The following is a 25,429-nucleotide window of genomic DNA, read 5'->3' as shown; positions in this document are numbered from 1 at the left end:
CAAAAGGGCTCAGTCGAAATATGCCGTTCTTGAAGTCGGCAAGGGATAATCTGCTGTATCTCAGGGGCTGACGCTGTCTCTGTTTTATCTTTCCAACCTGACAGGTCGCACGCATTCATGCTCACCAATCTCTGGTACGTCGTTCTTCCATCGTCGCAGTTGACTGACGGACTGATGCCGGTTCGTTTGCTCGGACAGCCTTTTGTTGCGTTCCGTGATGACGCTGGCGTCGCTCACGTGCTTTCGGATGTTTGCGTGCATCGCGGCGGCTCGTTGTCGGGCGGCAAAAGGGTGGGCAACAGTGTGCAATGCCCCTATCACGGCTGGCGATTTGGGGCGGATGGGGTTTGCACGCATATACCTGCGCAACCGGACCTGCGAATTCCGGCCAAGGCCCGCGTTGACGCTTATCCGACGCTGGAGCGTTACGGCTGGATCTGGGCATTTCTAGGAGACCTGCCTGAGCCTGAGCGTCCGCCGCTACCCGCACTTGACTGGATCGACGATCCTGCCGTGCGGGTGGTATCAGGCCATTTTGACTGGGAGGCCAGTTGGGACCGGATTATTGAAAACGGTCTTGATTTTGCGCATGCACCGTTTGTTCATGGCTCAACTTTTGGCGATCCGGATCATCCCGAGATTGAATCGTTTGATGTCGAAAGCGATATGTGGAGCGGCAAGGCACAAATGCTTATGCGCAGGCCTGCGCGCAAAGGGCTGTTACGGCGCAAATCATCCACCGAGTTTGTCAGTGTGGTCACTGTGCCGGGGTTTCATTGGTCTGGTCCGTGTACAACGCTGGAGCTTGAGTTGCCGAATGGATGGCGGATCTCCATCGTCTCGGCGCATGTCCCGATTGACGCCAATCGCACGCGAACCTGGTGGATGATGGGCAGAACATTCCTGCGTTCCCGACTGCTTGATCGCAGGTTCATTGCCAGCAATATTCGTATTTTCGAGCAAGATCACGCGGTGCTGAAAAACGTTCGGCCCGAGCGCGTGCCGGACTCGTTTCAGCAGGAGGTTTCATTGAAATCCGATGCACTGCAGATTGCCTTTCGCAGAGGCGTGCAGGCACTGGAACTGCGTGGCTGGCGAATCGATGAAGAACGTCTCGCGCGCACGTTTACGGGGCGTATGGCGTGCGCGGTTCCCGGCCCCGAACGTCGTCATGTTCGCGCTTGGGCGATTGAGCCCATTCCGTTGGTGGACGTTACCCACGAACGAGAATAGAGAAGATCGAACACCTTGATTTTTTCTTCGCCTACTGGTGGCCAAGTTGACGGTGCCCGCGGCAAAGCGGGTACCGCCTCCTTTATGGGAAAAGGCTTACACACCGGTTTACCAGTTGTAACTCACTTTGGCGGTAATCTCTCGACCCGGGTTGTAGAAGTTCGCCGTGCCGGAGCCGACCACGTGTTGCTCATCCAGCAGGTTGCTGACGTTCACCGCAAGGTCGGTGCCTTTGGCGATCTTGTAATTGAAGGCGGCGTCGAACAGCGTGGTGCCATCGCTTTTGCCGGTGTTGGCTGCATCGAAGTAATAAGCGCCGACGTAGCGCGCACCCAAACCCAGGCTCACGTCGGTGCCGGGCACGTCGTAGTAGCTCCAGAGCGAAGCGGAATGCTTGGGTGCCGTGGTGAACTCATTACCCTTGAGGGAGCTGCCGTCGTACAACGAACCGCGCAGGACCTCGGACTCCATGTAGGAATAGCCGCCGATCAGGCTGAGGTTCTGTGTCACCTGCGCTTTGGCCTCAAGGTCGAGGCCACGCGCCCGCGATTCGCCCACCGTCTGCTGCTCAATGATGCCGCTCGGGAGCACGACGGCGATGGTGACGTTTTCCTGGGTCAGGTCATAAACGGCTGCGGAGAACAGGGCGTCCATCCCCATCGGCGCATACTTCACGCCCACTTCGTACTGCCGGCCCGTCTGCGGTGTTACGCCGACCTGCGGCGGCGAGACGGACTCCACCATGCTCACGTAGGTGGACACTTCATCGTTGACGATGTAAGTCAGCGCACCGCGATAGGAGGTTTCGGAGAAGTTGTCTTTCTCACTGGACTGCAAGCCTTTGCTGGTCAGATCCATCGAGTCGTTGCGCACACCACCGGTGACGATGAAACGCTCGTAGAACGACAGGTTCTGCTGAAGAAATACGGCCTTGGTGGTCGCGTCCCGTTTGTTGACGGCATACGGCGCAATCGAGCGGGAAACGCCGGTAAATACGGGGTTTGCAATGTCAATTGAGGTGGTCGGGGCGTAGACCGAGCTTTCCTTGGTGGTCGAATCGAGGTACTCCACGCCCACCAGGCTGCTGCTGTCGATGTTCTCGAAGCGGGCATCGTATTGCAGCATCAGATTGCCGTTGAACTGGTCGGCTTCGGTGTCCGTTCCAAAGAGAAAGCGGTCAACCGTAGTCCCAACACGTGCGGCACTGTCGCTGAGGTACACGTAGCCAAAATCATCGGTCAACTTGCTGTAACGCAGGTTGCTGCGCAGTACAAAGCCGTTGTCGAAGTCATGGGTGATGTTGCCGCTGAGGCTGGTGCGCTCGACATTGTGAAAGTTGTAGCTGGGCTCACCATAAAACTTGCTGCGGTCGTATTCCTTGTCCAGCGGATATCCGCCACTGTTGGGCGAACTGTCGGTTTTCAGATAGTCCAGAATCATGGTGGCCGACGTGTAATCTGTCGGTGCCCAGGTGAGGCCACCCATCACCAAGCGGTTGTCGTCCTGCGAGTGGTCGTACTCGCGGTCGCTGTTTTGGCCTTTGGCAGTGAAGCGGCCAGCCAGGGTTTTTTCGTCGTTCAGAGCATCGCCCACATCGATGCCAGTCTCGACATGGTCAAAGGAGCCGTAGGTCACATAGCCCTGGCCGAACTGCTCGAAGCGCGGCTGTTTGGTCACGAAGTTCACCGAGCCACCCGGGTCGGCCGGGCCAAACAGTGTGGAGTTGGCGCCACGCAGAATCTCGATACGTTCATAGGCGAATGGATCTTCGCGTACACCGCGCATCGAACTCAGGGTCAAGCCATCACGGTAGGTGGTGGCCTGGAAGCCGCGGATCTGGAAATAGTCGTTGCGGTCATCCGTACCATAGAAATCACTGACTACGCCCGGTGTGTATTGCAGTGCCTCTTCCGTGGTACTGACGCTGCGTTGCTGCATTTCCTTGTTGGTAACAACCGACACCGATGCCGGTGTGTTGAGAATACTGGTTGCCACCTTGCCGCCAACCCAGAGCTCCTTGGCGACCACCGAGTTGGTGTCGTCGTCGGCACTGGCCCTGACCTTGGCATTGATGATGAGGGGTGCAAGGCGGTAGTCCTCGACAGCCGTTGCGTCGAGTTCCAGCGGGCCGGCGGGCTTTGCTTGAGGAACCAGCAGGTAGGCATTCGGGCCTTGCTGTTCGATCTGCAATTCGCTCCCTTGCAACAACGATGACAGGGCTGCCGATGAATCGAGCGTGCCATTCACGCCAGCCGTGGTGCGGTTCACTACGCTTGACGCGTCGAAGGAAAGACTGATGCCAGCCTCTCGCGCAAATTGGTCAAGCGCCGGCGCCAGTGGGCCGCCAGCGATGTTCCACTGTTTGACTGGGTTGCTGTGGTCAGCACTCGATGTTTGCGCCAGCGACGGCAATGCGTAGCTGCTCACGATCAAACCCAACATCGCACCCTGTAAGGCACGATTGAGTGGATGGCGCTGTGAAACCGGGGACGAACTCATTTTCTCGCTCCAAGAAGGGACATCGACAGACTGGCCTGTATTCCGGCCTTCCTTAGAGGTCGAACGAGAATGAGAAACCACCTCATTATTTTTCAGGTGACGCAAGGTTCTGATGGACTCAGGTGGCTGCGGTAACGGTCACCCAATAACGGGTCCGATAATCAACGTGCAAGCGTAGTGACTGCGCAATCAATGCCAGGACTTGATCGTTGTCGGCGAGCTGGAATGTGCCCGAAACGCGACGATCAGCGACCTCTTCGGCGCAGCGCAGTACCCCTGGGCGATAACGCGACAACTCCACGATGAAATCACTGAGGCGCATATTGCGCGCACTGATCACCCCGTCACCCCAGCTCCATAGATCAAGGCCGTTGTCCGTGAACGCCCGGGCGCCGCTTGATGTGAACAGCAATTGATTGCCTGCCTGGACATTGCGGCTACCAGGCATTTGACTGGAGCCGGGGAACACCGTGACAGATCCTTCCTGCGCCGCGACCAGCGTGCCATCGTCACGTTCGCGTGCCAGAAAGCGACGACTCTGGGCGCGCATGACCCCGTCGCGTGTCTGCACCCAGAACGGTCGTGCCTGAGGCGAATGTTGATCCGCGCCGACATTCACGATGATTTCCCCCCGGCGCAAGATGAGCAGGCGCCGCTGCTCGTCAAAATCGCTGTCGACGGCGCTATCGCTATTGAGCTGGACAAGGCTGCCGTCATCGAGCTGGAAGCGTCGTTGCTCGCCGGTGCTACTGCGCTGCTGCGCAAGCATGGCCGGCACGGGCGTGTAGTCGCGGCCGAGCCAGGCTGCAGTGCCAACGGTAGCCAATATGCCCAGTAGCTTCAGGCTTTCCCGCCGTCGCATTCCATGTTGGGTGCCATTCAGGGTTTGCCGGGCTAATTGAGCTGGCACACCTGCGAATTCGTCCCCCAACGTTTCCACGCGCTGCCATGCCAACGCATGCTCTGGACGCTGCGCCAGCCAGTGCTCAAAAGTGTGCTGTGTTTGTTCATCGGCTTGATCGAAACGAAGGCGTACCAGCCATTGGATCGCCTGCTCGACAATGGCCGGATCCAGCGCCTGGGACTCACGCCTCGACATAACGCAAGCGATAGCAGTGTTGCAGGGCCGTGGCCAGGTCGCGCTCCACCGTCGCGCGGGAGACATCCAGCTTTTCGGCTATTTGCGCGCAGGTCAGACCGTCGAGCCGTGCCAATAAAAACGCCTGGCGAACTCTCGGTTTAAGCTTTTCGAGCATGCGGTCTATGCGCTCGAGCGCATCAAGAATCATCAGCCGGCTTTCTTCCGAGGGAACCTCGTGTTGAGGCAGCAACGCGACGCTTTCCAGATAGGCACGCTCAAGTTCGCGACGACGATACTGATCAATCATCAGTCCGCGGGCGATGCTGCTCAGATAGGCGCGGGGTTCGCGCAAGGGGCTGGATTGACGGGATTTGAGCAGACGCACGAAAGTGTCTTGCGCCAAATCTGCTGCGTTATCGCGACATCCAATGCGTCGGATCAGCCAGCCTTGTAACCACGAATGATGGGTGCGATAGAGCAGCCCTAGATCTGCAGTACCTAGTGTTTCGTCGCTGCGCATCGGCATCCCGCAAAATACATAATTGATAATGAATCGCATTCTACCTGCGCGACATGTCTCAGGCAAATACTTGGCGCTCAGCGTCTGCGTTTGGGCAAACGCTATCATTATGGGGAGAGTGAAAGAGTGCATCCAGGGTGTAGAAGCTTCGAATGCTAGATTTTTTCATTTGTGATCAGCAGTTAGAAAGACACTCAGCGGAGGCATGCATCAACAGCAAAGAAACTCTTTTTGACCAATGAATAAATGAAGAAGCCACCTGTCCATGGACAGATGGCTTCGAAGGTCATCTCAAAATCCGAATGAATCAGTTGATCAAACTCATCGCTCCGACAATTGCAATCACTGTAACAACCATCATTGCTGCGATCCGAACGGTTAGCATCTCAGCCAGATGAGCAATTTCCAGCCGAGTTCGATCGTTCTCCGAGCGTAACCTCGATATTTCGGCCAAAAGGTCGTTGTGAACCTTGGTGACGTCAAATTTGGTCGCAAGAAGGTTACGCATATCCGACTCCATGGCTTCAGCAAAAGCATGGGCTTTGGGTTCCGGAATATTGATTGCGATAAGAGCGCGGTACAGAGCCAGCTCTGTTTTCATCAGGACCTCTAAATTAACAAAGAGGTCTTCCCCAGGACGGGGAAGACCCGTCGAGGGTGGGAAAAGCATGCTTCCATCGACAAAAAGTCGACTGACCAATAGAGGAAGCGGTTGCGGTCATTGGGACAATCAAACGACTAGACGAACCGCCGTTTCAACCGGAGGAGTCACTCGTCTATGAACAACGGGTTGTCCACTGTGTTGACGGAAAGTATCAGTGAATGAACTTTATTCCTGCGATAAGAATGCCGGCGAGGGCAGACATCATAACGCCCATTCGGACAGTGAGCTTAAGCTCCAATTGGGATAAGTCTGCTTTCACGTCGCTACGTAGTGCAGTGAGATCAGTTTTCATATCGCCACGAAGCGTGGTCAGATCTGACTTCGTTGCAAGGAGATTATTCAAATCAGACTCCAGTGCTTGGATTACTGCTTCAGCTTTGGGCTCAGACACATCGATCGAAACCAGTGCCTGGTACAGAGCCAGATCCATTTTCATTAAGGCCTCCAAAAAACAAAAAAGGCCTGACCCCAACGACGGGGGAGGCCCGTCGTGGGTAGGTGAATCATGCTTCCATCGACACTGGGTCGACTGTTCATGCTGCCGGAAGCGTAACGAACATTGGGAAGGATCCTGCGGTAGTCCGCAGCGCCGCCTCGAAGATCCAAGCGGCTGGGCATGTAGCTGATCCTGTCAGCGAACACGGATCCAAAATGCTGATTGAGGACAAGCGTGTCAATTAGACGCTGGTTACATGTTGTTTCCTGCTGGCCCCATGCTCGCACCTTATCTACAGGTCCAAGAACCGGTTGCTACCGCAGCCACGACGGCTAATGGCGTGGAAATGTTCATCGGTCCAAGTATCATGGATACCGGACTGCAGCTTTAGGACTTTCCGGCTAGCAGAATATCAAAACGGCCGAACGCCCCGACCATTCCTGCAAAACGTTGGCAACCTGATACGGTTTTTTAAATAGGATCTGAGCCTTTTATTCATTGGCTGGTGCTCTATAGAGTGCGCGTCCGACGCACTAGTGGACAGTGTTCGGCCGCCACTATTTATGGTTCTCTGAAGACCGGACGACCTCGAGAGTCTTCAGGAACCCCCATGAATACTCGTCCAAGCTTTCACAGCAAGACCTTCCCCGAGTCGCAACGTGACATTCTCGGTATGATCGCGACCGATCATCACCTGGGCGACATACTCTGCGCTATCTGCCAGATGCTCGACGCACAGGCCCCCGAAACCGTCTGCTCAATCCTGCTCACTGATGCCGAGGGCAGACACTTGCTGAGCGGCGCGGCGCCCGGCCTGCCAGCCGAGTACAACGAGGCGATTCATGGAATGGCCATTGGTCCACAGGAAGGAACCTGCGGCGCCGCAGCGTTTCGGCGCGAGTTGGTGGTCACCGAAGACATCGCCCGGGACCCGAACTGGGAGCGTTTCCGAAGCCTGGCGCTGGGGCATAACCTGCGTTCCTGCTGGTCGGTACCTTTGTTCTCCCATCAAGGACGTGTGTTGGGTACATTTGCTCTGTACCAGAGCCGGACCCATTCGCCGGATAAAGCGCAGATTCAACGACTGGGCTGCGCGGCCCAGCTGGCAGTCATTGCGATCCGTCATGAGCGTGACGGCCAACGCCTGGAGGAAAGCGAACAGCGTTTTCGTTCATTGTTCACTTACAACCCCAACCCGGTGTTCGCCCTCGATCTGGCCGGCAACATCCAGAGTGTGAATCCGGCAGGCCTGAAGCTGAAACCGCACACCGCAACCGATTTCATTGGTCATCACTTTTCCCATCTGGTACTCGAAGAAGACCTGGAACGGGTCAGTCAGCATTTTTCCGCAGCCCGCGCCGGAAAACCTCAGCGCTTCGAGGCACGGGTTCTCGACGAGAGTCAAAAACTGCTGACCATGGACATCTCTAACCTGCCGATCATGGTCAACGGAGAAATCGTCGGGGTATTCGGCATTGCCCGGGACATCAGCGAGCAGAAGCATTACGAGCGCCAATTGAGCTTCAACGCCAGCCATGACCGGCTGACCGGCTTGCTCAACCGTGTTTCGCTTGAAGACCGGCTTGTTCTGGATTGTCACGTCAGTCGTCGGCGTAAGCGTCGTCTAGCGGTGTTGTGTATTGATCTGGATGGATTCAAATCCATCAACGATTCGATCGGACACTACTTTGGCGATCAGGTGCTGATTGAGGTGGCGCAGCGTATGACCCAGCAGATTCGTCCCGGCGATACCATCGTGCGCATGGGCGGTGACGAATTTATCGTACTGCTGCCGGACCTGCTTCGTGATGAGGACGTTGTCCCGGTAGCCGAGCGATTGATGGCCAGCATTGCCCGGCCCTACTGCATCCAGGGCATTGACCTGCACCTGAGTGCAAGCGTCGGCATCACCCTGAGCGATGGTCACATCGAGCAGCCGATGCAGCTGATCCAGCAGGCTGAGATGGCCATGTACAAAGCCAAGCAGCAAGGGCGCAACAATTTTCAGTGGTACACCAGCGATCTTAATCAGCGCGTTTGCGAGCACGCGAGCCTGCGCAATGATTTGCAAAAGGCTATCGAAACTCAGTCGTTCAAGTTGCATTATCAACCGCAGATAGAAGCGCGCACGGGGCGAGTGGTCGGGATCGAAGCGTTGCTGCGCTGGGAGCATCCGGAAAGAGGATTTATCTCACCCGCGGTGTTTGTGCCGGTGGCAGAGGACAGTGGTCAGATCATCCCACTGAGCCTATGGGTACTTGATACGGCCTGCGCGCAGCTGCGCCAGCTAGGCGTGCAGGGCATCACGGGCATTTCGATGGCAGTGAATATTTCGCCGATGCATTTCCAGCGTGGCCAGTTCGTGGAATGTATCCAGGCGGTGCTGAGCAAACACGGCCTCAGCGCCGGACAGTTGGAACTGGAGATTACTGAGTCGCTCTTGCTGCATAACGTTGAACAGGCGATCGACACGTTGCACCGGCTTAAGGCATTGGGGGTACGCATTGCTCTCGATGATTTTGGCACCGGTTTTTCCAGCCTCAGCTACCTCAAGCGTTTGCCCATCGACAAGATCAAGATTGACCGCTCGTTCATCCAGGAAATCGCCACCGACCATCACGACGCAGCGATCACTCAAGGCATTATTTCCATGGCTCATCACCTCGGCCTGACGGTGGTCGCCGAAGGCGTGGAAACGGCGTCCCAGGTGGATTTCCTGAAGGGCAGCCGCTGCGATATTTTTCAGGGGTATTACTTCGCCAAACCGATGCCCTGTGCAGAAATCGAAGCTTTCCTGAGCCATCCAGCGTCCCATCCCTGACCGGCCATTCTGTCGAGTCCCAGTCCTGAAAATCAGACGCTAAGGCAAATTTCAGACTCCTGCGAGCGCGCCACCGGCATTTATGAGGTGCTGGCCAACTTCCAGGGCCCCTATGCGTTGCACACGGTTATGGCCCGGGCACTGAATGTGCCCGGCAACCGCTTGCGTTTGCGCACACCGAAAGATTCCGGCGGCAGCTTTGGCATCAAGAGAGGTGTTTTCCCTTAGGGGGTGATGATGGGCCTGGCGTCTCACCCGGGTATTTACTGCCGAGACAGGCCAGTCACCGGCCAAGGCTGTTGAAAGCCTGCGTCTGGAGGCCGCTCGCGTGATGATCGAGCAAAGTCGTCACAGCCTGGATCGCGTGGCGAAGGAAACGGGGTTTAGAGACCGTCGCCACATGCGCGAAGTATTCATGCGAGGGTTTGGCGTTCCGCCGCAGGCGGTTCGAAGGGATGCCAGGCGGATCGGCCAGGAAAATCCATCTGATCGGGCCGCTCATCCGTAAGCGCTCCGATCAGCAGCAGTCAAAGCCAGGACTTGATTTGCGCGCAGACGGCGTCGGTGGAAATGCCATAGCGATCATGCAGTGTCGGCAGTGCGCCGGCGTCGAGGAACGCATCAGGCAACGCGATCTGCCTGAACGTCGGCGTCACTCCGTTGCGCAGCAGTAGCCCGGCAACCGCTTCACCCAGCCCGCCAATAATCGAGCTGTTTTCTGCGGTAACCACCAGCCGGCCAGACTTGCGGGCCTCGGCGAGAATGGTCTGTTCATCCAGCGGTTTGATCGTCGGCACGTGTAGCACGGCGACATCGACGCCATCAGTCTGCAGCGCCTTGGCGGCCTCCAATGCGCGCATGGTCATCAATCCGGTCGAGATGACCAGGACATCGTTGCCGGTGCGCAGGGTCTTGGCCTTGCCGATCTCGAATTGATACCCGTACTCATCCAGCACCAGCGGCACGTTGCCGCGCAGCAGCCGCATGTAGACCGGTCCCTGATGCGCGGCAATGGCAGGCACGGCCTGTTCGATTTCCAGTGCGTCACAAGGGTCGACGATCATCAGGTTGGGCATCGCCCGGAAGATCGCCAGGTCATCGGTGGCCTGGTGGCTGGGGCCGTAACCGGTGGTGAGGCCGGGCAATCCGCAAACGATTTTGACGTTGAGGTTTTCCTCGGCAATGGCCATGCAGATGAAGTCATAGGCGCGGCGCGAGGCGAACACCGCATACGTGGTGGCGAACGGTACGAAGCCTTCGCGGGCCATGCCTGCGGCCGCACTCATGAGCAACTGTTCGGCCATGCCCATCTGATAGAAACGATCCGGGTGGGCCTTGGCAAAAATGTGCAGGTCGGTGTACTTGGACAGGTCAGCAGAGAGGCCGACGATGTCCGGACGCTGATCCGCCAGTGCAGTCAATGCATGGCCAAAAGGTGCTGAGCGGGTGGCTTGGCCTTCAGAGGCAATCGAGGCAATCATCGCCGAGGTGGTCAGGCGCTTCTTGATCGGTTCGCCAGTCGAGGTCGGCGTGTTGGCGGCGTTGCTCATTGGTTTTTTCCTTCTTCAAGCGTGTTCAGTGCCAGATCCCATTCGTGTTCGTCGACGCGAATGAAATGGGTCTTTTCGCGGTTTTCGAGGAAGGGCACACCTTTGCCCATGGTGGTGTCGCAGATGATCACCCGTGGCTGAGTACCGGGGTGGTGGCGGGCGGCATCGAAGGCTTCGACCAGTGCGTCCAGATCATTGCCGTCGACGCGCTGGGTGAACCATCCGAACGCTTTCCAGCGATCCACGATGGGTTCGAACGACAGGATCTCGCTGGAATGGCCGTCCGCTTGCTGGTTGTTGACGTCGACGATGGCGATCAGGTTATCGAGCTTCCAGTGCGAGGCCGACATCACGGCCTCCCAGGTCGAGCCTTCATTCAGCTCGCCGTCCGACAGCAGGTTGTAGACGAACGATGTCGAGCCTTTGCGCTTGAGGCCCAGGCAGGCCCCGACGGCGATGCCCAGCCCCTGACCCAGCGAACCACCGGTGATTTCCATGCCCGGCGTGTAGGCGGCCATGCCCGACATCGGCAATCGGCTGTCATCCGAGCCGTAGGTTTCAAGCTCATCGAGCGGAATGATCTCGGCTTCGATCAGCGCCGCGTACAGCGCAATCGCGTAGTGACCGATCGACAGATAGAACCGATCACGCGGCTCCCACGCCGTGTCTTCGGGACGATAACTCAGCGCATGGAAGTAGGCGACCGCGAGCAGGTCCGCCGCACCAAGGGCCTGGCCGACGTAGCCCTGGCCTTGCACCTGCCCCATGCGCAAGGCATGGCGGCGAATGTTGTGGGCGCGCTCGGCCAGCGTCTGGGGTGTTGTGAATGAAAGGTTGGCAGTCATGGTGAATTCTCCTGTGAATCAACGATTGACCAGAGCGGCGGGAATGCGCAGAACCAGCGAGGCGCCGATCAGCAGCACGCCGGTGATCAGATACATGCCGATAGCGCTGGAGCCGGTGAGTGTGGTTATCCAGCCAATCAGGTAGGGCGAGCAGAAGCCGGCAAGGTTGGCGAAGCTGTTGACGGCGGCGATGCCGGCCGCGGCGGAGACACCACCAAGCAGCGTGGTGGGGAGCATCCAGAACAGCGAGGTCGCGGACAGGATGCCGGAAGCCGCCAGGCACAGACTGAGAATGGACAGCATCACATTGCCTCCCATCAGCGCCGCGAGGGTCAGGCCGATGGCCCCGGCGATCATCGGCACGATCAGGTGCCAGCGGCGTTCGCGATGTTTGTCGCCACTGCGTCCGACCAGCAACATGGCGGCGATGGCACAGAGGTACGGCAGGCTGGTCAGCAGGCCGATCTTCATCGGATCGGAGACCCCGGCATTACGCACAAGGGTCGGCAGCCAGAAGGTAATTGCGTACTGCCCCATCACCACACAGAAATAGATCCCCGCGAGCAGCCAGAGGCGACGGTCACGAATGAATTCGCCCACGGACGCATGCGTCACTTTCTGCTGGTCGTCCTCCGCCAGCTCACGAGCGATCAGGGCTTTTTCGTCGTCGTTGAGCCAACTGGCCTGATGCACGCCATCCTTGAGATAGCTGAGCACCAACAGTCCGACAACCACCGTAGGCACAGCCTCCAGCACAAACATCCATTGCCAGCCGGCCCAGCCGTGCATACCGGCGAAGTGGTTCATGATCCACCCGGAGAGCGGACCGCCGACCATGCCCGACAACGGGATGGCGATGAACCACAACACCGTCATGCGCGCGCGCCGGTAGGACGGAAACCAGTAGGTGAGGTACAGCAGCAGACCCGGCGCCAGGCCGGCTTCGGCAATGCCCAGCAGAAAGCGCAGGGCGTAGAACTGCCAGGCGGTTTCGACGAAGGCGAAGAGGGCGGAAACAATGCCCCAGGTGATCATGATGCGCGCGATCCAGACTCGCGCGCCGACCTTGTGCAGGATGATGTTGCTGGGCACTTCGCAGAGAAAGTAGCCGATGAAGAACATGCCGGCACCCAGCCCGTAGACTGTTTCGCTGAGCGCCAGATCGTTCATCATTTGCAGTTTGGCAAAGCCGACGTTGACGCGATCGAGGTAGGCGCACAGGTAGCACAGCATCAGGAACGGCATCAGGCGCCATGCGGTTTTACGGTAGGCGTTGGAACGCACCGCCGAAACGGCTTCGAGCGACAGGGTAGTCATGATGGTCTGATCTCTTGTTTTTATTGACCGCCGGGCAAGAATGCCCGTCCGTATCATCGATCCAGAACCGCACGGGCCGCGAGGCCCGCCACGTGTGTCAGTGAATCAGCATGCCGCCGTTCACATCCAGGGTGATGCCGGTCAGATAGGAGGACAGGTCGCTGGCCAGGAACAGCGCCGCATTGGCCACATCCTGCGCCTCGCCCAGACGACCCAGCGGAATGCCGTCGATGATCGCGTGGCGGCGTTCGTCCTGCATCAGGCCGCCAGTAATGTCGGTGTGAATCAGGCCGGGAGCAATGGAGTTGACGCGTACGTTGTCCGGCCCCAGTTCACGCGCCATGGCCTTGGCCAGACCCAGCACACCGGCCTTGGCGGCGCTGTAATGAGGCCCGCCAAAAATGCCGCCGCCGCGCTGCGCGGAAACCGAAGACATGCACACGATGCTGCCGCTGGCTTGCTGGCGCATGAGCGGAATCACCGCCTGGGACATCAGCAACGTACCGCGCAGGCTGACGTCCAGCACCTTGTCGTAATCACCGGGGCGGATATCGAGGGTCTTGAGGGGTTGGGTGATGCCGGCATTGTTGACCAGTATGTCGATCCGGCCAAAGTGTTCGATGACGGTGGCGACAGCCTGCTGCACCTGGGACTCGTCGGCGACGTTGGCAGCCAGGCCGAGATGACCCTCGCCCAAAGAGGCAGCGGCATCGCGGGCAGCGGATGCGTCCAGATCCAGAATCACCACCCGGGCGCCATGTTGAGCGAAGGTCGTAGCTGTCGCGCGGCCGATACCACGTGCGGAGGCAGCACCTGTGATGATCGCGACTTTGCCTTGAAGAAGCATGGGAGAAAACCTCTGATTGTTGTTATTGAGTCGGTCCGTGCAGAACCGATGACTCAGCTTGTCTCCCGTAACGACCCTGAGCAATAACGCAAACTTCACTGGATGCTGAAAAAAATTCAGCACTCGCCAACATGCGATTGCGGTGTTTGAATAGCCGAACGCCCGGCCTCAGCCACTTGCAGCGGAATAACCATCATCATGAGTTCATCTGGCGAAGCACCACCGATCCTGCCACCGCTGAAAGCCATTCAGGCCTTTGAGCAAACTGCGCGCTTTGGCAACGTCGCACGTGCGGCCGAAGTGCTGGACCTGACGCCCTCGGCAGTCAGTCACCAACTGGCCAAACTCGAGGCGATGATCGGGCGACAGCTGTTCCTCAGAACGGCCAGGGGAGTGACGTTGACGCCCGTGGGCGAGCAATACCTGTCCGAGATATCCGGCATCCTGCACAGCCTGGCGGTGGCAACAGAGCGCGCGACCAGTGATGTCAGCCTCGACTGTCTGCGATTGCATTCGTCACCCAGCTTCGGCCTGTTGTGGCTGATGCCGCGCCTGGAACAGTTTCGCGAGAGCCATCCCGACATTCAGCTCAATCTCTCATGCTCCTATGAATCGCTGCACTTCAGTCGGGACAAGATCGACGTGGACATCCGCCACGGCATGCCGAACTGGCCAAGTTTCGAAGTGCGCACGTTGCGCAACGAAAAAATCGCGGTCCTCGCATCGCCCAAACTTCTGGAAAAACGCCCGATCCGCGCCGTCGCCGACTTGCTGGACTGCAACCTGATCCTGTCGGAGGCGACGCTGATCAAGTGGCCGCAACTGTTTGCTCAACACGGGCTGTCGCGCCCTGAAAGCCCCTATACCTTGAGCTTTGACCGCTCCTACATGACCCTCGAGGCCGCCAGCCACGGTCTTGGTTTTGCACTGGAAAGCACGCTGCTGGCGCAGGACTACCTGGCGCGCGGCGAGTTGGTTGAAGTCATTCCCGGGTTGAGCGCCCCGATCACCGCACACCACCTGGTTTTCCCGAAGGCGCATGCGGGGTTTCCACGGGTGAGGCGTTTTCTGGAATGGATGCAGCGTGAGTTGGGGCATGACTTCAGTTACTGAAGCACATCCATATTGATCTTGCGCCAACACGCTTCTGAGAAACTGTAAACCGAGAACGCAATCAGCCCCAGGGCCATTACGATCAAAAGAAGCCATCCAGCGGGCAGATTCTGCAGCGCGTCCAGCGCTTCCTTCATGCCAGGCGGGTCCATGGCTTGATAGGCTGAACCGCTGACGGCCAGCAGCAAAGCAATCTCCATAAACACGACGCCGCGAGCGATCAGACCGAAGCGAGACACCGGACGGACATAGCGCATGACCTCTTCGTCGGCCTCAAAATACTTCTCGAACGAGGCCTTCCATCCTTTGATGATGTGAGCAACGCCAACCCCCAGCGGAATGAGCGCAATCAGGTACAACAATAAATTCGAGTGTTCCCACGACAAAAGATGCGCCAGCCAGTCTTTGGTCTGCTCTGCGGAATGGCTCGAACTTCGGCTACCACTCACAAGCAGTCCCAATGCAAAAAACGCCAGAGCACCGTTGACCAGACCTCCTGCAAACAGGCCTGCACGAATCACCAGACCTTTGAGCTGCGTGCCGTGATGATCGACATCGCGTATCGCTTGCAGGACACGCCAGGCTGCGAACGCAAGCAGACCCGCCACCACAAGGCCCACCAGAAAATAGCCGAACGGCTGGCTCAGCAAGGCTTCCAGACTCTTGTGACTGTCCTTGGGTTTTGTCGAATCATGGGCAGCCAATAACGCAAATATGCCGATGATCAAATAAAGCACTCCGCGAGCGGCGTATCCGCCCCGAGCGAGTATGACGAGACTGCGTTGCGCGGACATTGGAGAGATTTCCGAGGTGTATTAAGAGAGCTGACCCTTGTTGCTGAAAGGGGTTCTGTTACGAATCGGAGATCGTACGTTTTACCTGTAGCGCGATGGATGAAGGGGACGAGCTGACGTTGCGAGCGGGACGATCCTGACCCATCATTCAGATTCTATTGATGCCGTGGTGAAAATGGACAAGCAACTGGCTGGTTACTCGATTGTATTGACCATCATCTGGGTTTCAGCGGTTATCGCGGTCATGTACTGGATGTCTAATTGAACGTATTGGGTGGCGATGTGGAAGGCGTGGTGTTGGGCGACAAGATTCAGCGAGAAGCGGACCGGATGCTGGCGCAGATTGTCCGGGCAGACTCGATGATCATTGCTGTCAAGGCAGGGGCGCGGGCGGATGGTTTCGTGCTGGGACTGGAAACCGGCGGGGCCTTGCGTGCCGGCGATGCCGAGAGGCTGTACATCATTTTCGAAGCCGCGCTGGTGGAGCGTTTGAAGTCATTGTCGCGAGGCTGATCAGATCGGCTGATTGAATCGATATTCATGAACAGCCATCTACTTGAACTATAAGCTGATCACTCAATGTTCATTTTTGTACGGGGCGAGGGCATGGACTGGAGTGACATGCGGATCTTCCTGGCGATTGCCCGCAACGGCTCGCTGGGCGGAGCCGCCAGGGAGTTGGGGGTCAGTCACCCGACGGTTGGACGGCGCTTGCAGGTGCTTGAACAAACCAGTGGGCAAGCCTTTTTCCTGCGGACCGCTCAAGGGCTGGTGCTCACGGACAGTGGCGAGAGGATTCTCGATCTGGCGCAGGACATGGAGCACAGCGCGTTGGCCATCGAGCGGCGTCTGGCGGGGCATGGCGATCAGCCTGAAGGCCTGTTGCGGATATCCTCAGCCGACTGGTTCGCCTGTCATGTTTTGTCGCCGGTTCTCAGCGAACTGGTGCACCGCTACCCGTTGATCGTTCCCGAAGTCATCGCCGGGCATCGACTGTTCGACCTTGCCCGCCGGGATGCCGACATCGCTTTCCGGATCGTGCCTTTCACCGAACCCGACATAGTGCACCGCAAGCTGACAACTCTGTCGTACGGCCTATACGCGGCTTTGCATGCCCCGGCGCCGCAGCCGGACGGCGAAGGGCTTGGCCTGATCCTGATGAACATCGCCCAGTCTCATTACCCGGACGTGCAATGGCTGCAGCAACGCTATCCGCTGGCCCGCACCGTGTTCACCAGCAGCAGCCGTACAGTTCAGGCACAGATGTGCGCGAACGGGCTGGGCGTTGCCGTTTTGCCCCGCGTCCTCGGTGACTCCGTGTCGGGACTGCGACTGCTGGATGAACACGAGCCACCGCCAGGGCGGGATATCTGGATGGGGTATCACCAGGACATGCGTCAGATGGACCGGCTGCGCGCCCTGGCTGACCTTGCCTCCAGCATGATCGGTGCGGGGTAACACGACTCAGGTCGGGCGAACAGCCGAGGCTTGCGCTACCGTCGCTGGCTCGCGCGCTAACGTCAGGCTTATCGCTGCCCCTACGGCCAGGCAAACGGCGATGCACAGAACAGCGATCGTGAACGCATGAGTGATGCTGACCGCCGTCGCCGGTTCTCCCAGCAAGGTATAAAACACACCGCCAATCAGTGCGACGCTCAGCGATGTGCTGATCTGCAGCGTGGCGCTGGTAATGCCTGCGATCATCCCGGCATACGCCGGCGCTACCCGGCCCGTGACCATGCGCATCAACGTCGGCAGGCCGAGCCCTTGTCCCAGACCGATCAGGAACAGGATGACCGTCAGAGAAGTGAAGGGCGGGGCGAGGGTAGCCGGTGTCACTGACACGAGCCAGCCCAGCCATAGTAATCCGACTACTTCCAGCCCCATGCCTACCGGATTCACGTAGCCCCCGAGAACGCGCCTGAGGAGCGGAACCGACAGGGGACCGAGCAGAAATCCCGCGCCAAACGGCAGAAAGATCAGGCCGGCGTGCAGTGCGCTCATATGCAATGCGCTTTGCATGTACATCGAGAACATCAGAAAAAACACACCGATTGAATAGAAGCAAAGCGCGACCATAAGCGCTCGCCCCAGGCCCGGTGCATTCAGTACGGCCGGGGCGAGGATGGGAGTTCCTCCGGCCCGGTGCAAACAGCTCTCGTAGCGCCAGAACACTACCGCCAGCAAGGGGCTGGCGGCCAGCGACAGCCATGCCCACCACGGCCATCCCGCCTCGCGGCCTTCAATCAATGGCACGACCAGGGTGGTCAGGGTCAGCATCGACAACGCGGTGCCCACCAGATCCAGCTTGCTCGCGTGCTGCGCACGGGTTTCTTTGAGCACAGGGATGCCAAACGCAATCACCAGCAACGCGATCGGCAGGTTGACCAAGAAGATCGCGCGCCATCCCATGCCCAACACGTCGACCTCAATCAAAAAGCCGCCCAGTGCCTGACCGATCACAGACGCCAGTCCAAATACGGCCCCGTAAATGCTCAATGCCAATGGTCTTTCCGTCGCCGGGATAATCGCCTGCACCGATGCAAGTGCCTGAGGGGCCATTACGGCGGCGGTCACGCCCTGCAAGGCGCGTCCGAGGATGAGCATCCACGGCGAAACCGCCAGGCCGCACATCAGCGACGCGGCGGCGAAGCCCAACAGGCCAAGGAAAAACATCCGCCCGCGGCCGTATAGATCGCCGAGTCGTCCGCCGGTAATCAGCGTCACTGCATAGAGCGTTGCATAGGAAGAAATCACCAGCTGCTCGGCAGAGGAGCCTGTCGCCAGATCCTCCTGTATCGAGGGCAGGGCGACGTTGACGATAAAAAAATCCAGGGGCGGCAGAAACGCACCGACGAGCAAGATGGCAAACATCAACCAGCGCCGGGGTTCGGGCACTTCGATTTCGATTCGAGACATGACAGGCATCCTGTAGGGAAACTCAGGTTTGACGATGACTGAAGGGCAAGGCTTCGCGCCTGCCCGGGTCAGGTCGCCGCGTCCCAATTTAGGGAATCGCTCCTGCGTTTTCGCCTTACAAAACTGCACGGCCAACGTTCATTCGTGTCAGTGCCGCGCCGCTTCGATGACGCTCACCATGCGCAGGTCGTTTCAGACATTCCCTTCATCAACGACCGAGGAGTCAGACATGTCAGGTAAATTCAGTGATCAGGTTGCCGTCGTGACAGGCGGTTCCACAGGGATCGGGTTTTCCATCGCGCAAGCCTTGATCGCCGAGGGCGCCGAACGCGTTTACATCACTGGACGGGCAGCGGACAGGCTGGAGGCGGCAGTTGCCAGACTCGGCGACAAAGCTGTAGCGGTGGTTTCCGATGTCTCGCTTCAGGCCGATCTCGACACGCTCAAAGCGACAATCCAAACGCGCGACGATCGGCTGGACGCCGTGTTCGCAAATGCCGGGATCTGTGAGAAAAATCTGCTCGGAGAGACCAGCGAGGCTGCTTACTACGCCATGTTCGACGTGAACGTGAAAGGCGTTTTCTTCAGCGTTCAAACGCTTCTTCCGTTGATGAAAGACGCTTCGTCCATCGTCTTGACTGCCTCAATCTGCTCCAGCAACGGCATGGAAGGATTGAGTCTGTACAACGCGTCGAAGGCGGCGGTGCGATCGTTTGCACGCACGTGGGCCAATGAGCTCAAGGACCGCAAAATCCGCGCAAACGTGTTGAGCCCTGGCTTCACCCGCACACCGCTGATGGACAACGGGCTGAAAATGAGCGAGAGCGACATCGCCGCGCTGCGCCAGCACGTCGAGCAAATCACGCCATTGGGCTACATGGCGCAACCCGAAGAAATTGCCAGCGCAGCACTGTTTCTCGCCTCGGACGACGCCAGATACGTGAACGGCGTGGAGCTGATGGTCGATGGTGGTTTATCGCAAATCTGAAGCAGGGGATTGGTAAAGCTTCGGGCAGGCGTAAGGCGACTTGTTCCATCTGCATTGATCTCAAAGCGTGGTGGTCTGCCCGTTGCGATCCAGTTCATACACTTTTTTGCCCTGCAATTTCTCCTTCAACCACCGCTCCGCCTTACCCAGCGGCCGCTGCCGCGCCCAGAGCAAATCCACACCAATCTGCCAGTCCGTATGCGGATACGCCGAGAGCTGCAGTTCCACCAGCTCACCCTTGGCCAGTTCACGCTGAATGAGCTGGCGGGGCAGGGTGGCCCAGCCGAGTCCGGCGCGGACCATTTCCACTAACGCCAGATAGCTTTCCGCCTGCCACAACTGGGTCGAACGCAGGTATTCGCTGCTCGGCAGTTTGCTCGCGTGGGCGCTGAATGCCAGGCGGCGATGGACGTGCAGATCCTCGAACGTGACGTTTTCGAGTTGCGCCAATGGGTGCTGGGGATGGCAGACGTGCAGCATGATCAGTTTGCCCAGTTGCTGGAACGCCAGTTCCTTGGGGTAGCCGGGCTGTGAGAACGCCACACCGAGCACCGCTTCGCCGCTGCTGACCAGTTCGCTGACGTCGCCATGGACCGGATGACGAATGATCAGGTCGACAAAGGGGAAGGCTGCTTCGAAGGCTTTGAGCACCGGCATGATCGGGCCGTACGGCGTTTCAATGGCCAGTGTCAGGCTGGGTTCTACGTTGTCCGAGAGGCAGTCGGCGTGGGCTTCGAAGGTCATGCAGCGTTCGAGCACGGCTTCGGCCTGCACCAGCAATTTATGGCCGCTGGCGGTGAGGGCAGGGCTGCGGTTACTGCGGTCGAACAGGTCGACGCCAAGGTCGGTTTCGAGGTTGGCAATCGCTGCGCTGATGGTCGATTGGGTCTTGCCCAGTTTGCGCCCGGCGGCGGAAAACGATCCGCTTTTGACCACTTGGACGAACATCTGCAGTTGATCGAGTGAGAAGCGCAAGCGTTGAACTCCCGGTTCGAAATGAAGGTTTGGAGTGGCTAGCAGATGCCAGATTCGTGCCATCGGAAAAAGCGATGGTTGCTAATTTGTTTCATCGCAATAAACGTTCAAATATGGCCCCGCGTCAAAACGATCTCCGGGGCGGATCCTCCTTTCAAACGCCCCGAGCATGCCCGCTATCTCAACAGATGCCGCACTTTCAGGAGCGTGTGAAATGACCACACAACGCATTCATCCGGTGGACGAGGTTTTGCCACTGCGACAGTTGTTCACGTTTGGCTTGCAGCATGTTCTGGTGATGTACGCGGGAGCGGTGGCGGTGCCGCTGATTCTTGGCAGTGCGATGGGGCTGACCTCGGCACAGGTGGTGTTGCTGATCAACGCGAACCTGTTGACCTCTGGTGTGGCGACGCTGATTCAAACCCTCGGTTTCTGGAAGTTCGGCGCCCGCCTGCCGCTGATTCAGGGCTGCTCGTTCATTGCCCTGGCGCCGATGATCATGATCGGCAAGGAGTTCGGCCTCAATCAGATTTTCGGCGCGGTGATCGCGGCGGGTTTTCTCACCATAGCGCTGGCACCGGTGTTCAGCCGCTTGCTGCGGTTCTTTCCGCCGGTGGTGATTGGCAGCCTGATCACCATTATCGGCATTTCGCTGATGCCGGCGGCGGCGATCTGGCTGGGCGGCGGCAATCCCGATGCAGCAGATTTTGGTAATCCCGCCAACCTGTTGCTCGGTTTGGCCACGGTCAGCGTGACGCTGGTGATCTACGCCAGATTCAAGGGCTTCATCGGCAACCTCAGCGTGCTGATTGGCCTGTTTGTCGGCAGCCTGATCGCAGCGGCTTGCGGCATGACTCACTTCAATCGGGTCAGCGAAGCGGCGTGGTTTGAGCTGAGTGCGCCGATGGCGTTCGGCGCGCCGGAGTTCGCGCCGGTGCCGATTCTGATCATGACCCTGGCGATGCTGGTCATCATGGCCGAGACCACCGGCAACTGCCTGGCGATCGGCAAATTGACCGGAAAACCGACCACGCAACACACCCTCGGCAACGCATTTCGCGCCGACGGCTTGTCGACCATGCTCGGTGGCTTGTTCAACAGCTTTCCTTACAACGCCTTCACCCAGAACACCGGTTTGATTGCGCTTTCCAACGTGAAAAGCCGCTTCGTCGTGGCCTCTGCCGGGGCAATCATGGTGCTGATGGGCCTGTTCCCGAAACTCGGCGCGTTGATCGCCGCGGTGCCGACGCCGGTGCTCGGTGGCTGCGCGATTGTGATGTTCGGCATGACCACGGTGGCGGGGATTCAGGAACTGTCACGGGTGCAATTCGAGGGTACGCGCAACGGCATTATCGTCGCCGTGTCAGTGAGTGTCGGGGTGCTGCCGATGTCCTTTCCGGCGCTGTTCGAACACGTCGGCCCGACCCTGAAACTGGTGCTCGACAGTGGAATTTTCCTCGGAGCGATCACCGCCATCGTCCTCAACGTCCTGCTCAACGATGAAAAAAAATCGACCGAAATCATCGGCGCCACATCGGCTGAACTGGCCGACTGACTATTGTTTTCCACTGCCCTGGAGTTACCCATGAATCAATTGACTGAACTCATCCCGGCTGGCATCAGCGCGCTTGATCTGAAATTACTGCGCCAGACCATCGCCTTGTCCGAGGCATCGAAGCAACGCGGTCGCCATCCGTTCGCGGCATTGGTGGCCGACCGCAACGGCAAGGTGATTGTCGAAGCGGGGAACAACTCGATGCCCCCGGAAGGTGATCCGACGCAGCACGCCGAGTTAGTGGCAGCGGCGGCAGCGGCAAAACGGCTGTCGCCGCAGGAGTTGGAACTGTGCACGCTGTACACCAGTGCCGAACCTTGCTGCATGTGCGCCGGCGCCGTGTATTGGACGGGGATCGGGCGGGTGGTCTATGCCTTGTCGGAGCATGCCTTGCTGGGTTTGACGGGGGACCACCCGGAGAACCCGACGTTCTCGCTGCCGTGCCGCGAAGTGTTCGCCAAGGGGCAACGCAAGGTCAGCGTGCTGGGGCCGATGTTGGAGGGGGAGGCCGCTGAACCGCACAGAGGGTTTTGGTCCTGACAGGTTTGAAACGAAGCTTAAGCGGTGTGAGGTCGCGCACTCGCACGCGACGTCTGCGATAATGACGCCCCACTGAGGCGCGAAGGCATCGAGTGCTCGTCTCGGCATCCGGAATCAGGCTTTGGAGGGCTTTATGCGTGACATTATTGATGGCTTTCTGCGGTTTCAGCGCGAGGTGTATCCACAACGCGTCGAGCTTTTCAGGCAGCTTGCGACAGAGCAAAACCCAAAGGCGTTGTTTGTCACATGCTCGGACAGTCGTGTAGTGCCTGAACTGCTCACACAGCGTGAGCCGGGTGAGCTGTTCGTGATCCGCAACGCCGGCAACATTGTGCCGTCATATGGTCCTGAACCGGGTGGTGTTTCGGCTACCGTCGAATATGCGGTTGCAGTGCTCGGGGTACGGGACATTGTGATCTGCGGCCACTCGGATTGTGGAGCGATGGGCGCGATTTCACGCTGCACGTGTCTGGATCATCTTCCGGCAGTTGCCAACTGGCTTCGGCACTCGGACGCCGCGAAAGCGATCAACGCGGCGCATGAGTTCGATACGCCACGCGACAAACTCGATGGCCTCGTTCGTGAAAACGTGATCGCACAACTGGCGAACCTGCGCACCCATCCATCGGTGGCGCTTGCGCTTGAGCAAGGACGCTTGAATTTGCATGGCTGGGTCTATGACATCGAGGCGGGCTGCATCGATGCGCTGGATGGTGCAACTCGGCGCTTCGTCAAGCTTTCCGATTCACCGACCACCGTTGCCGTTGCTGCGCGCAATGCTGGTCAGTTGTAACTCGCGGAAGGACTGCACGTCGCTGATGACGAGAATTCTCTAAGCATGCGTTGAGTCAAGGGCTGGGCACCTTATGCCAAGCCTGCGCTCGCGCTATGCGTTTTGCCCGAAGCAGAGGACTGCCGAGGCCGTCGCGGCAGTCCTTTGCCTCTTTGTCTCAACTTACTCCTGGAGTGAGATCCAACCGTTCGCCTGTGCAAGAGTGGCACTGCCGGCGCCAGTGGAGCCTGGCCAGGCTTATAAGCGCTTTCCCTGTCTACCGCAGCGTTAACTTGGCTACGTCGTACAAATGCCAGAGGTCCAGCGGTTGTATTGGGTGCATCCAATGCCTCGGTTCGTCGATCATGAGCAACACTGGAACATCATCCGAATCGCACCTTACGCCGAGAGTTAATCAGGCTCTTGGAGCGAGCTGAACCATTCGGCATAAGGGGAGTTGACGACCAGCCGCCGGTTGAAGTCAGGGCTTCCATCAGCCCACCAGACAGGCCCCCGTTCCCCGAGGGCCACTTTGGCCATCTGTACCTTTTCCCGAGCGCGCTTCAGTTGCGACCCGTCTTGCGCACTCTTAGCGTTCTTGACCTCTCGTCGAGCGGCCATAAGCGCATCGACAAGACGCTGGCGCACATCTTCATCCAAAGACGGGTTGGAACATCGCCATAGCTGGCCTTTGACAACAAAGTAGCGACCGTCTGGTGTCACTGGATGCATTCCTGTCTCCGACCGTTCAAAGAGCACTTATCCAAAAAATCAGCAAGGACGGCTATCTCGGTTTTCGAGCAGGAAGGCGATTGGCTTGTTTGACTCCAAGCATTATTCCCAGTACTAGCGCGGCGCCTGCCGCCAGAAGTATTGGATATGGATGTTTACCTGACATCCGGACGCCCTCGACTCCGAGTTGATCGCTTGCCGGAGCAGGTCGATGCCGTGATAGCGATGGAGTAAGACTGCTTGGACTGGCAGGCGATTCGACCTCTGCCCTGTACGGCATTTCGTTCAAGGGCAAACGCGCACCGTCCGCGAGAGTCAGGATGAGGTCCTCGACAGTGCCGGCGAGCCGATCGGGAAACACCGGCTCACCCGTGGGACCAAGTTCATCGTAATAAAACTGCTTTCCTTCCAGCCAACCTATGGCCGTCATCAATTCCGGGCCAAGATAATATTTTCCGTCGAGGAAGAAACCCGGGAAATGTCGCGTGCGTTCGAGACTGTCTATGGTGTAGCGCTCGCCTGCCTTCATACCGGTTGCTGGATCGATCATGATGAAATCCTCAGATTCGCTGGTGTTGCGATAGAGGACGGGGCCTGGCGCAACGTTCCATCGACATTACCGAAAGGCTGTGCTTCGTCAGACCTTTTGAACCTAATTCGAAAACTGTTGCTCAACCGGGAAATGTTCGGGGGGAGTGAAATGAATGCTTTCAAGAATCAACTGACGCTTGAGCAGGAACCCAGATTGAAAGCCCTGGATGCCTGGCATCGTGCGTTGGAGAACCGAGCGTTACGCATGGAGTGTCCCGATGCCTATCACGAGGAACTATTGCGCCAGTCTGATGAGATGCATCGGTTGGGTATGTTGACCGATTCCGAATGGCGTGACCTGAGAAGGGAGGCAGATGCGGCCTATCTGCGTGCGGTCGCCGGTGAGGATTATCACTGAGGTCATTCAGCTCATGTCTGTTGCCGACGACACTGTTCACTACCCCCGCGGGCCGTGGAACGAAGGGGAGGACTGGGAGTTCGTAGAGAATCCAGCGCCGGCGGTGGATGGAGGCGAGGGCACCGCGACTGTGCAATTGAGCGCCGAGGATGAAGCGCTGCTCATGGACATGACGGGTGCGGACTTGGGGGCGGGTGTGCAAGGCGAACCACAACCTTAACGACGTGACCGCACGCCAAAGGGCGTGCGGTTTGTTCATCTCAAGACAACAGGAGGGTG

24 protein-coding genes and 3 pseudogenes are annotated in these 25,429 nt (G+C 58.3%); 13 read left to right on the top strand and 14 right to left on the bottom strand.

Annotated features, from left to right (window positions below; genetic code table 11):
* Positions 1-117: 117 nt before the first annotated feature.
* Entirely contained in the window at positions 118-1,233 is a 1,116-nt protein-coding gene (locus tag AC0R79_RS16370; RefSeq protein ID WP_474730588.1) for an aromatic ring-hydroxylating dioxygenase subunit alpha, read from the top strand.
* 108 nt (positions 1,234-1,341) lie between these two features.
* Here AC0R79_RS16370 and AC0R79_RS16365 read toward each other — a convergent pair whose 3' ends face one another.
* The 5 genes from AC0R79_RS16365 to AC0R79_RS16345 form a co-directional block, all read right to left on the bottom strand.
* Positions 1,342-3,732, bottom strand: a complete 2,391-nt coding sequence (locus AC0R79_RS16365) for a TonB-dependent siderophore receptor (protein ID WP_474730586.1) — start codon at positions 3,730-3,732, stop codon at positions 1,342-1,344.
* A gap of 118 nt (positions 3,733-3,850) precedes the next feature.
* Positions 3,851-4,831, bottom strand: coding sequence for a FecR domain-containing protein (locus AC0R79_RS16360; protein WP_127798186.1), 981 nt, complete (start codon positions 4,829-4,831; stop codon positions 3,851-3,853).
* Positions 4,818-5,333: a sigma-70 family RNA polymerase sigma factor gene (locus tag AC0R79_RS16355; protein ID WP_085603639.1), complete on the bottom strand. Its 516-nt coding sequence runs from the start codon at positions 5,331-5,333 to the stop codon at positions 4,818-4,820. The genes AC0R79_RS16360 and AC0R79_RS16355 overlap by 14 nt, the downstream gene beginning before the upstream one ends.
* 307 nt (positions 5,334-5,640) lie before the next feature.
* Positions 5,641-5,934, bottom strand: a complete 294-nt coding sequence (locus AC0R79_RS16350; RefSeq protein ID WP_127798184.1) for a hypothetical protein — start codon at positions 5,932-5,934, stop codon at positions 5,641-5,643.
* Between the two features lie 214 nt (positions 5,935-6,148).
* Positions 6,149-6,433: a hypothetical protein gene (locus AC0R79_RS16345; protein ID WP_127798183.1), complete on the bottom strand. Its 285-nt coding sequence runs from the start codon at positions 6,431-6,433 to the stop codon at positions 6,149-6,151.
* Positions 6,434-7,043: 610 nt separating this feature from the next.
* On the opposite strand from AC0R79_RS16345, the gene AC0R79_RS16340 reads away from it, so the two are divergent.
* From AC0R79_RS16340 to AC0R79_RS16330, 3 genes and pseudogenes are all read left to right on the top strand, one after another.
* A complete protein-coding gene (locus tag AC0R79_RS16340) occupies positions 7,044-9,254 on the top strand; it encodes a putative bifunctional diguanylate cyclase/phosphodiesterase (RefSeq protein ID WP_375748027.1) in 2,211 nt (736 codons plus the stop codon).
* 63 nt (positions 9,255-9,317) lie between these two features.
* Positions 9,318-9,479, top strand: a pseudogene (locus tag AC0R79_RS16335) (molybdopterin cofactor-binding domain-containing protein); the annotation flags it as partial.
* A gap of 22 nt (positions 9,480-9,501) precedes the next feature.
* Positions 9,502-9,762, top strand: a pseudogene (locus tag AC0R79_RS16330) (helix-turn-helix domain-containing protein); the annotation flags it as partial.
* 19 nt (positions 9,763-9,781) lie between these two features.
* Here the strand turns inward: AC0R79_RS16330 and AC0R79_RS16325 are convergent.
* From AC0R79_RS16325 to AC0R79_RS16310, 4 genes are all read right to left on the bottom strand, one after another.
* Positions 9,782-10,804, bottom strand: a complete 1,023-nt coding sequence (locus AC0R79_RS16325; RefSeq protein ID WP_474730582.1) for a transketolase family protein — start codon at positions 10,802-10,804, stop codon at positions 9,782-9,784.
* Positions 10,801-11,649, bottom strand: coding sequence for a transketolase (locus AC0R79_RS16320; protein WP_474730580.1), 849 nt, complete (start codon positions 11,647-11,649; stop codon positions 10,801-10,803). The genes AC0R79_RS16325 and AC0R79_RS16320 overlap by 4 nt, the downstream gene beginning before the upstream one ends.
* 18 nt (positions 11,650-11,667) lie before the next feature.
* Positions 11,668-12,966, bottom strand: a complete 1,299-nt coding sequence (locus AC0R79_RS16315; RefSeq protein ID WP_064596576.1) for an MFS transporter — start codon at positions 12,964-12,966, stop codon at positions 11,668-11,670.
* 97 nt (positions 12,967-13,063) lie between these two features.
* Complete coding sequence (locus tag AC0R79_RS16310; RefSeq protein WP_064381592.1) at positions 13,064-13,813, bottom strand: SDR family NAD(P)-dependent oxidoreductase; 750 nt, start codon at positions 13,811-13,813, stop codon at positions 13,064-13,066.
* A gap of 198 nt (positions 13,814-14,011) precedes the next feature.
* On the opposite strand from AC0R79_RS16310, the gene AC0R79_RS16305 reads away from it, so the two are divergent.
* A complete protein-coding gene (locus tag AC0R79_RS16305; RefSeq protein ID WP_011334135.1) occupies positions 14,012-14,926 on the top strand; it encodes a LysR substrate-binding domain-containing protein in 915 nt (304 codons plus the stop codon).
* Here the strand turns inward: AC0R79_RS16305 and AC0R79_RS16300 are convergent.
* Positions 14,920-15,720, bottom strand: coding sequence for a DUF1206 domain-containing protein (locus AC0R79_RS16300; protein ID WP_221533256.1), 801 nt, complete (start codon positions 15,718-15,720; stop codon positions 14,920-14,922). The two genes, AC0R79_RS16305 and AC0R79_RS16300, sit on opposite strands and share 7 nt — an antisense overlap.
* A 282-nt stretch (positions 15,721-16,002) precedes the next feature.
* Here AC0R79_RS16300 and AC0R79_RS16295 point away from each other — a divergent pair, with 282 nt between their 5' ends.
* Together AC0R79_RS16295 and AC0R79_RS16290 are read left to right on the top strand one after the other, a co-directional pair.
* Positions 16,003-16,233 carry a hypothetical protein gene (locus AC0R79_RS16295; protein WP_127800904.1) on the top strand — a complete coding sequence of 77 codons (231 nt, stop codon included), beginning with the start codon at positions 16,003-16,005 and terminating at the stop codon, positions 16,231-16,233.
* Between the two features lie 93 nt (positions 16,234-16,326).
* The gene (locus AC0R79_RS16290; protein ID WP_221533257.1) at positions 16,327-17,178 is read left to right on the top strand and encodes a LysR family transcriptional regulator; all 852 of its coding nucleotides are present in this window, start codon (positions 16,327-16,329) and stop codon (positions 17,176-17,178) included.
* A gap of 6 nt (positions 17,179-17,184) precedes the next feature.
* Here the strand turns inward: AC0R79_RS16290 and AC0R79_RS16285 are convergent, their stop codons facing one another.
* Positions 17,185-18,639, bottom strand: coding sequence for an MFS transporter (locus tag AC0R79_RS16285; RefSeq protein WP_474730578.1), 1,455 nt, complete (start codon positions 18,637-18,639; stop codon positions 17,185-17,187).
* A 229-nt stretch (positions 18,640-18,868) separates the two neighbouring features.
* On the opposite strand from AC0R79_RS16285, the gene AC0R79_RS16280 reads away from it, so the two are divergent.
* A complete protein-coding gene (locus AC0R79_RS16280; protein ID WP_221533259.1) occupies positions 18,869-19,627 on the top strand; it encodes an SDR family NAD(P)-dependent oxidoreductase in 759 nt (252 codons plus the stop codon).
* 60 nt (positions 19,628-19,687) lie between these two features.
* Here AC0R79_RS16280 and AC0R79_RS16275 read toward each other — a convergent pair whose 3' ends face one another.
* Positions 19,688-20,602, bottom strand: coding sequence for a LysR family transcriptional regulator (locus AC0R79_RS16275; RefSeq protein ID WP_474730576.1), 915 nt, complete (start codon positions 20,600-20,602; stop codon positions 19,688-19,690).
* 214 nt (positions 20,603-20,816) lie between these two features.
* Between AC0R79_RS16275 and AC0R79_RS16270 the strand changes: the two genes are divergently transcribed.
* The 3 genes from AC0R79_RS16270 (at position 20,817) to AC0R79_RS16260 (ending at position 23,490) form a co-directional block, all read left to right on the top strand.
* Positions 20,817-22,157 (top strand): nucleobase:cation symporter-2 family protein, encoded by a 1,341-nt coding sequence (locus tag AC0R79_RS16270; protein ID WP_474730574.1) that lies wholly within the window; start codon positions 20,817-20,819, stop codon positions 22,155-22,157.
* A gap of 30 nt (positions 22,158-22,187) precedes the next feature.
* Positions 22,188-22,697, top strand: a complete 510-nt coding sequence (locus AC0R79_RS16265) for a nucleoside deaminase (RefSeq protein ID WP_221533262.1) — start codon at positions 22,188-22,190, stop codon at positions 22,695-22,697.
* Between the two features lie 133 nt (positions 22,698-22,830).
* A complete protein-coding gene (locus AC0R79_RS16260) occupies positions 22,831-23,490 on the top strand; it encodes a carbonic anhydrase (RefSeq protein WP_127798173.1) in 660 nt (219 codons plus the stop codon).
* Between the two features lie 390 nt (positions 23,491-23,880).
* Here AC0R79_RS16260 and AC0R79_RS16255 read toward each other — a convergent pair whose 3' ends face one another.
* Positions 23,881-24,201, bottom strand: coding sequence for a hypothetical protein (locus tag AC0R79_RS16255; protein WP_129974205.1), 321 nt, complete (start codon positions 24,199-24,201; stop codon positions 23,881-23,883).
* Positions 24,202-24,253: 52 nt separating this feature from the next.
* A complete protein-coding gene (locus AC0R79_RS16250) occupies positions 24,254-24,751 on the bottom strand; it encodes a short chain dehydrogenase (protein WP_474730571.1) in 498 nt (165 codons plus the stop codon).
* Between the two features lie 150 nt (positions 24,752-24,901).
* On the opposite strand from AC0R79_RS16250, the gene AC0R79_RS16245 reads away from it, so the two are divergent.
* The gene (locus tag AC0R79_RS16245) at positions 24,902-25,150 is read left to right on the top strand and encodes a hypothetical protein (RefSeq protein ID WP_474730570.1); all 249 of its coding nucleotides are present in this window, start codon (positions 24,902-24,904) and stop codon (positions 25,148-25,150) included.
* A 46-nt stretch (positions 25,151-25,196) separates the two neighbouring features.
* Positions 25,197-25,370, top strand: a pseudogene (locus AC0R79_RS16240) (manganese catalase family protein); the annotation flags it as partial.
* Positions 25,371-25,429 lie beyond the last annotated feature (59 nt).

It is taken from the genome of Pseudomonas sp. HD57-3 (assembly GCF_056113135.1).
The sequence above is the reverse complement of the archived record's forward strand: the minus strand, read 5'-3'. Positions and strand labels throughout refer to the sequence as shown.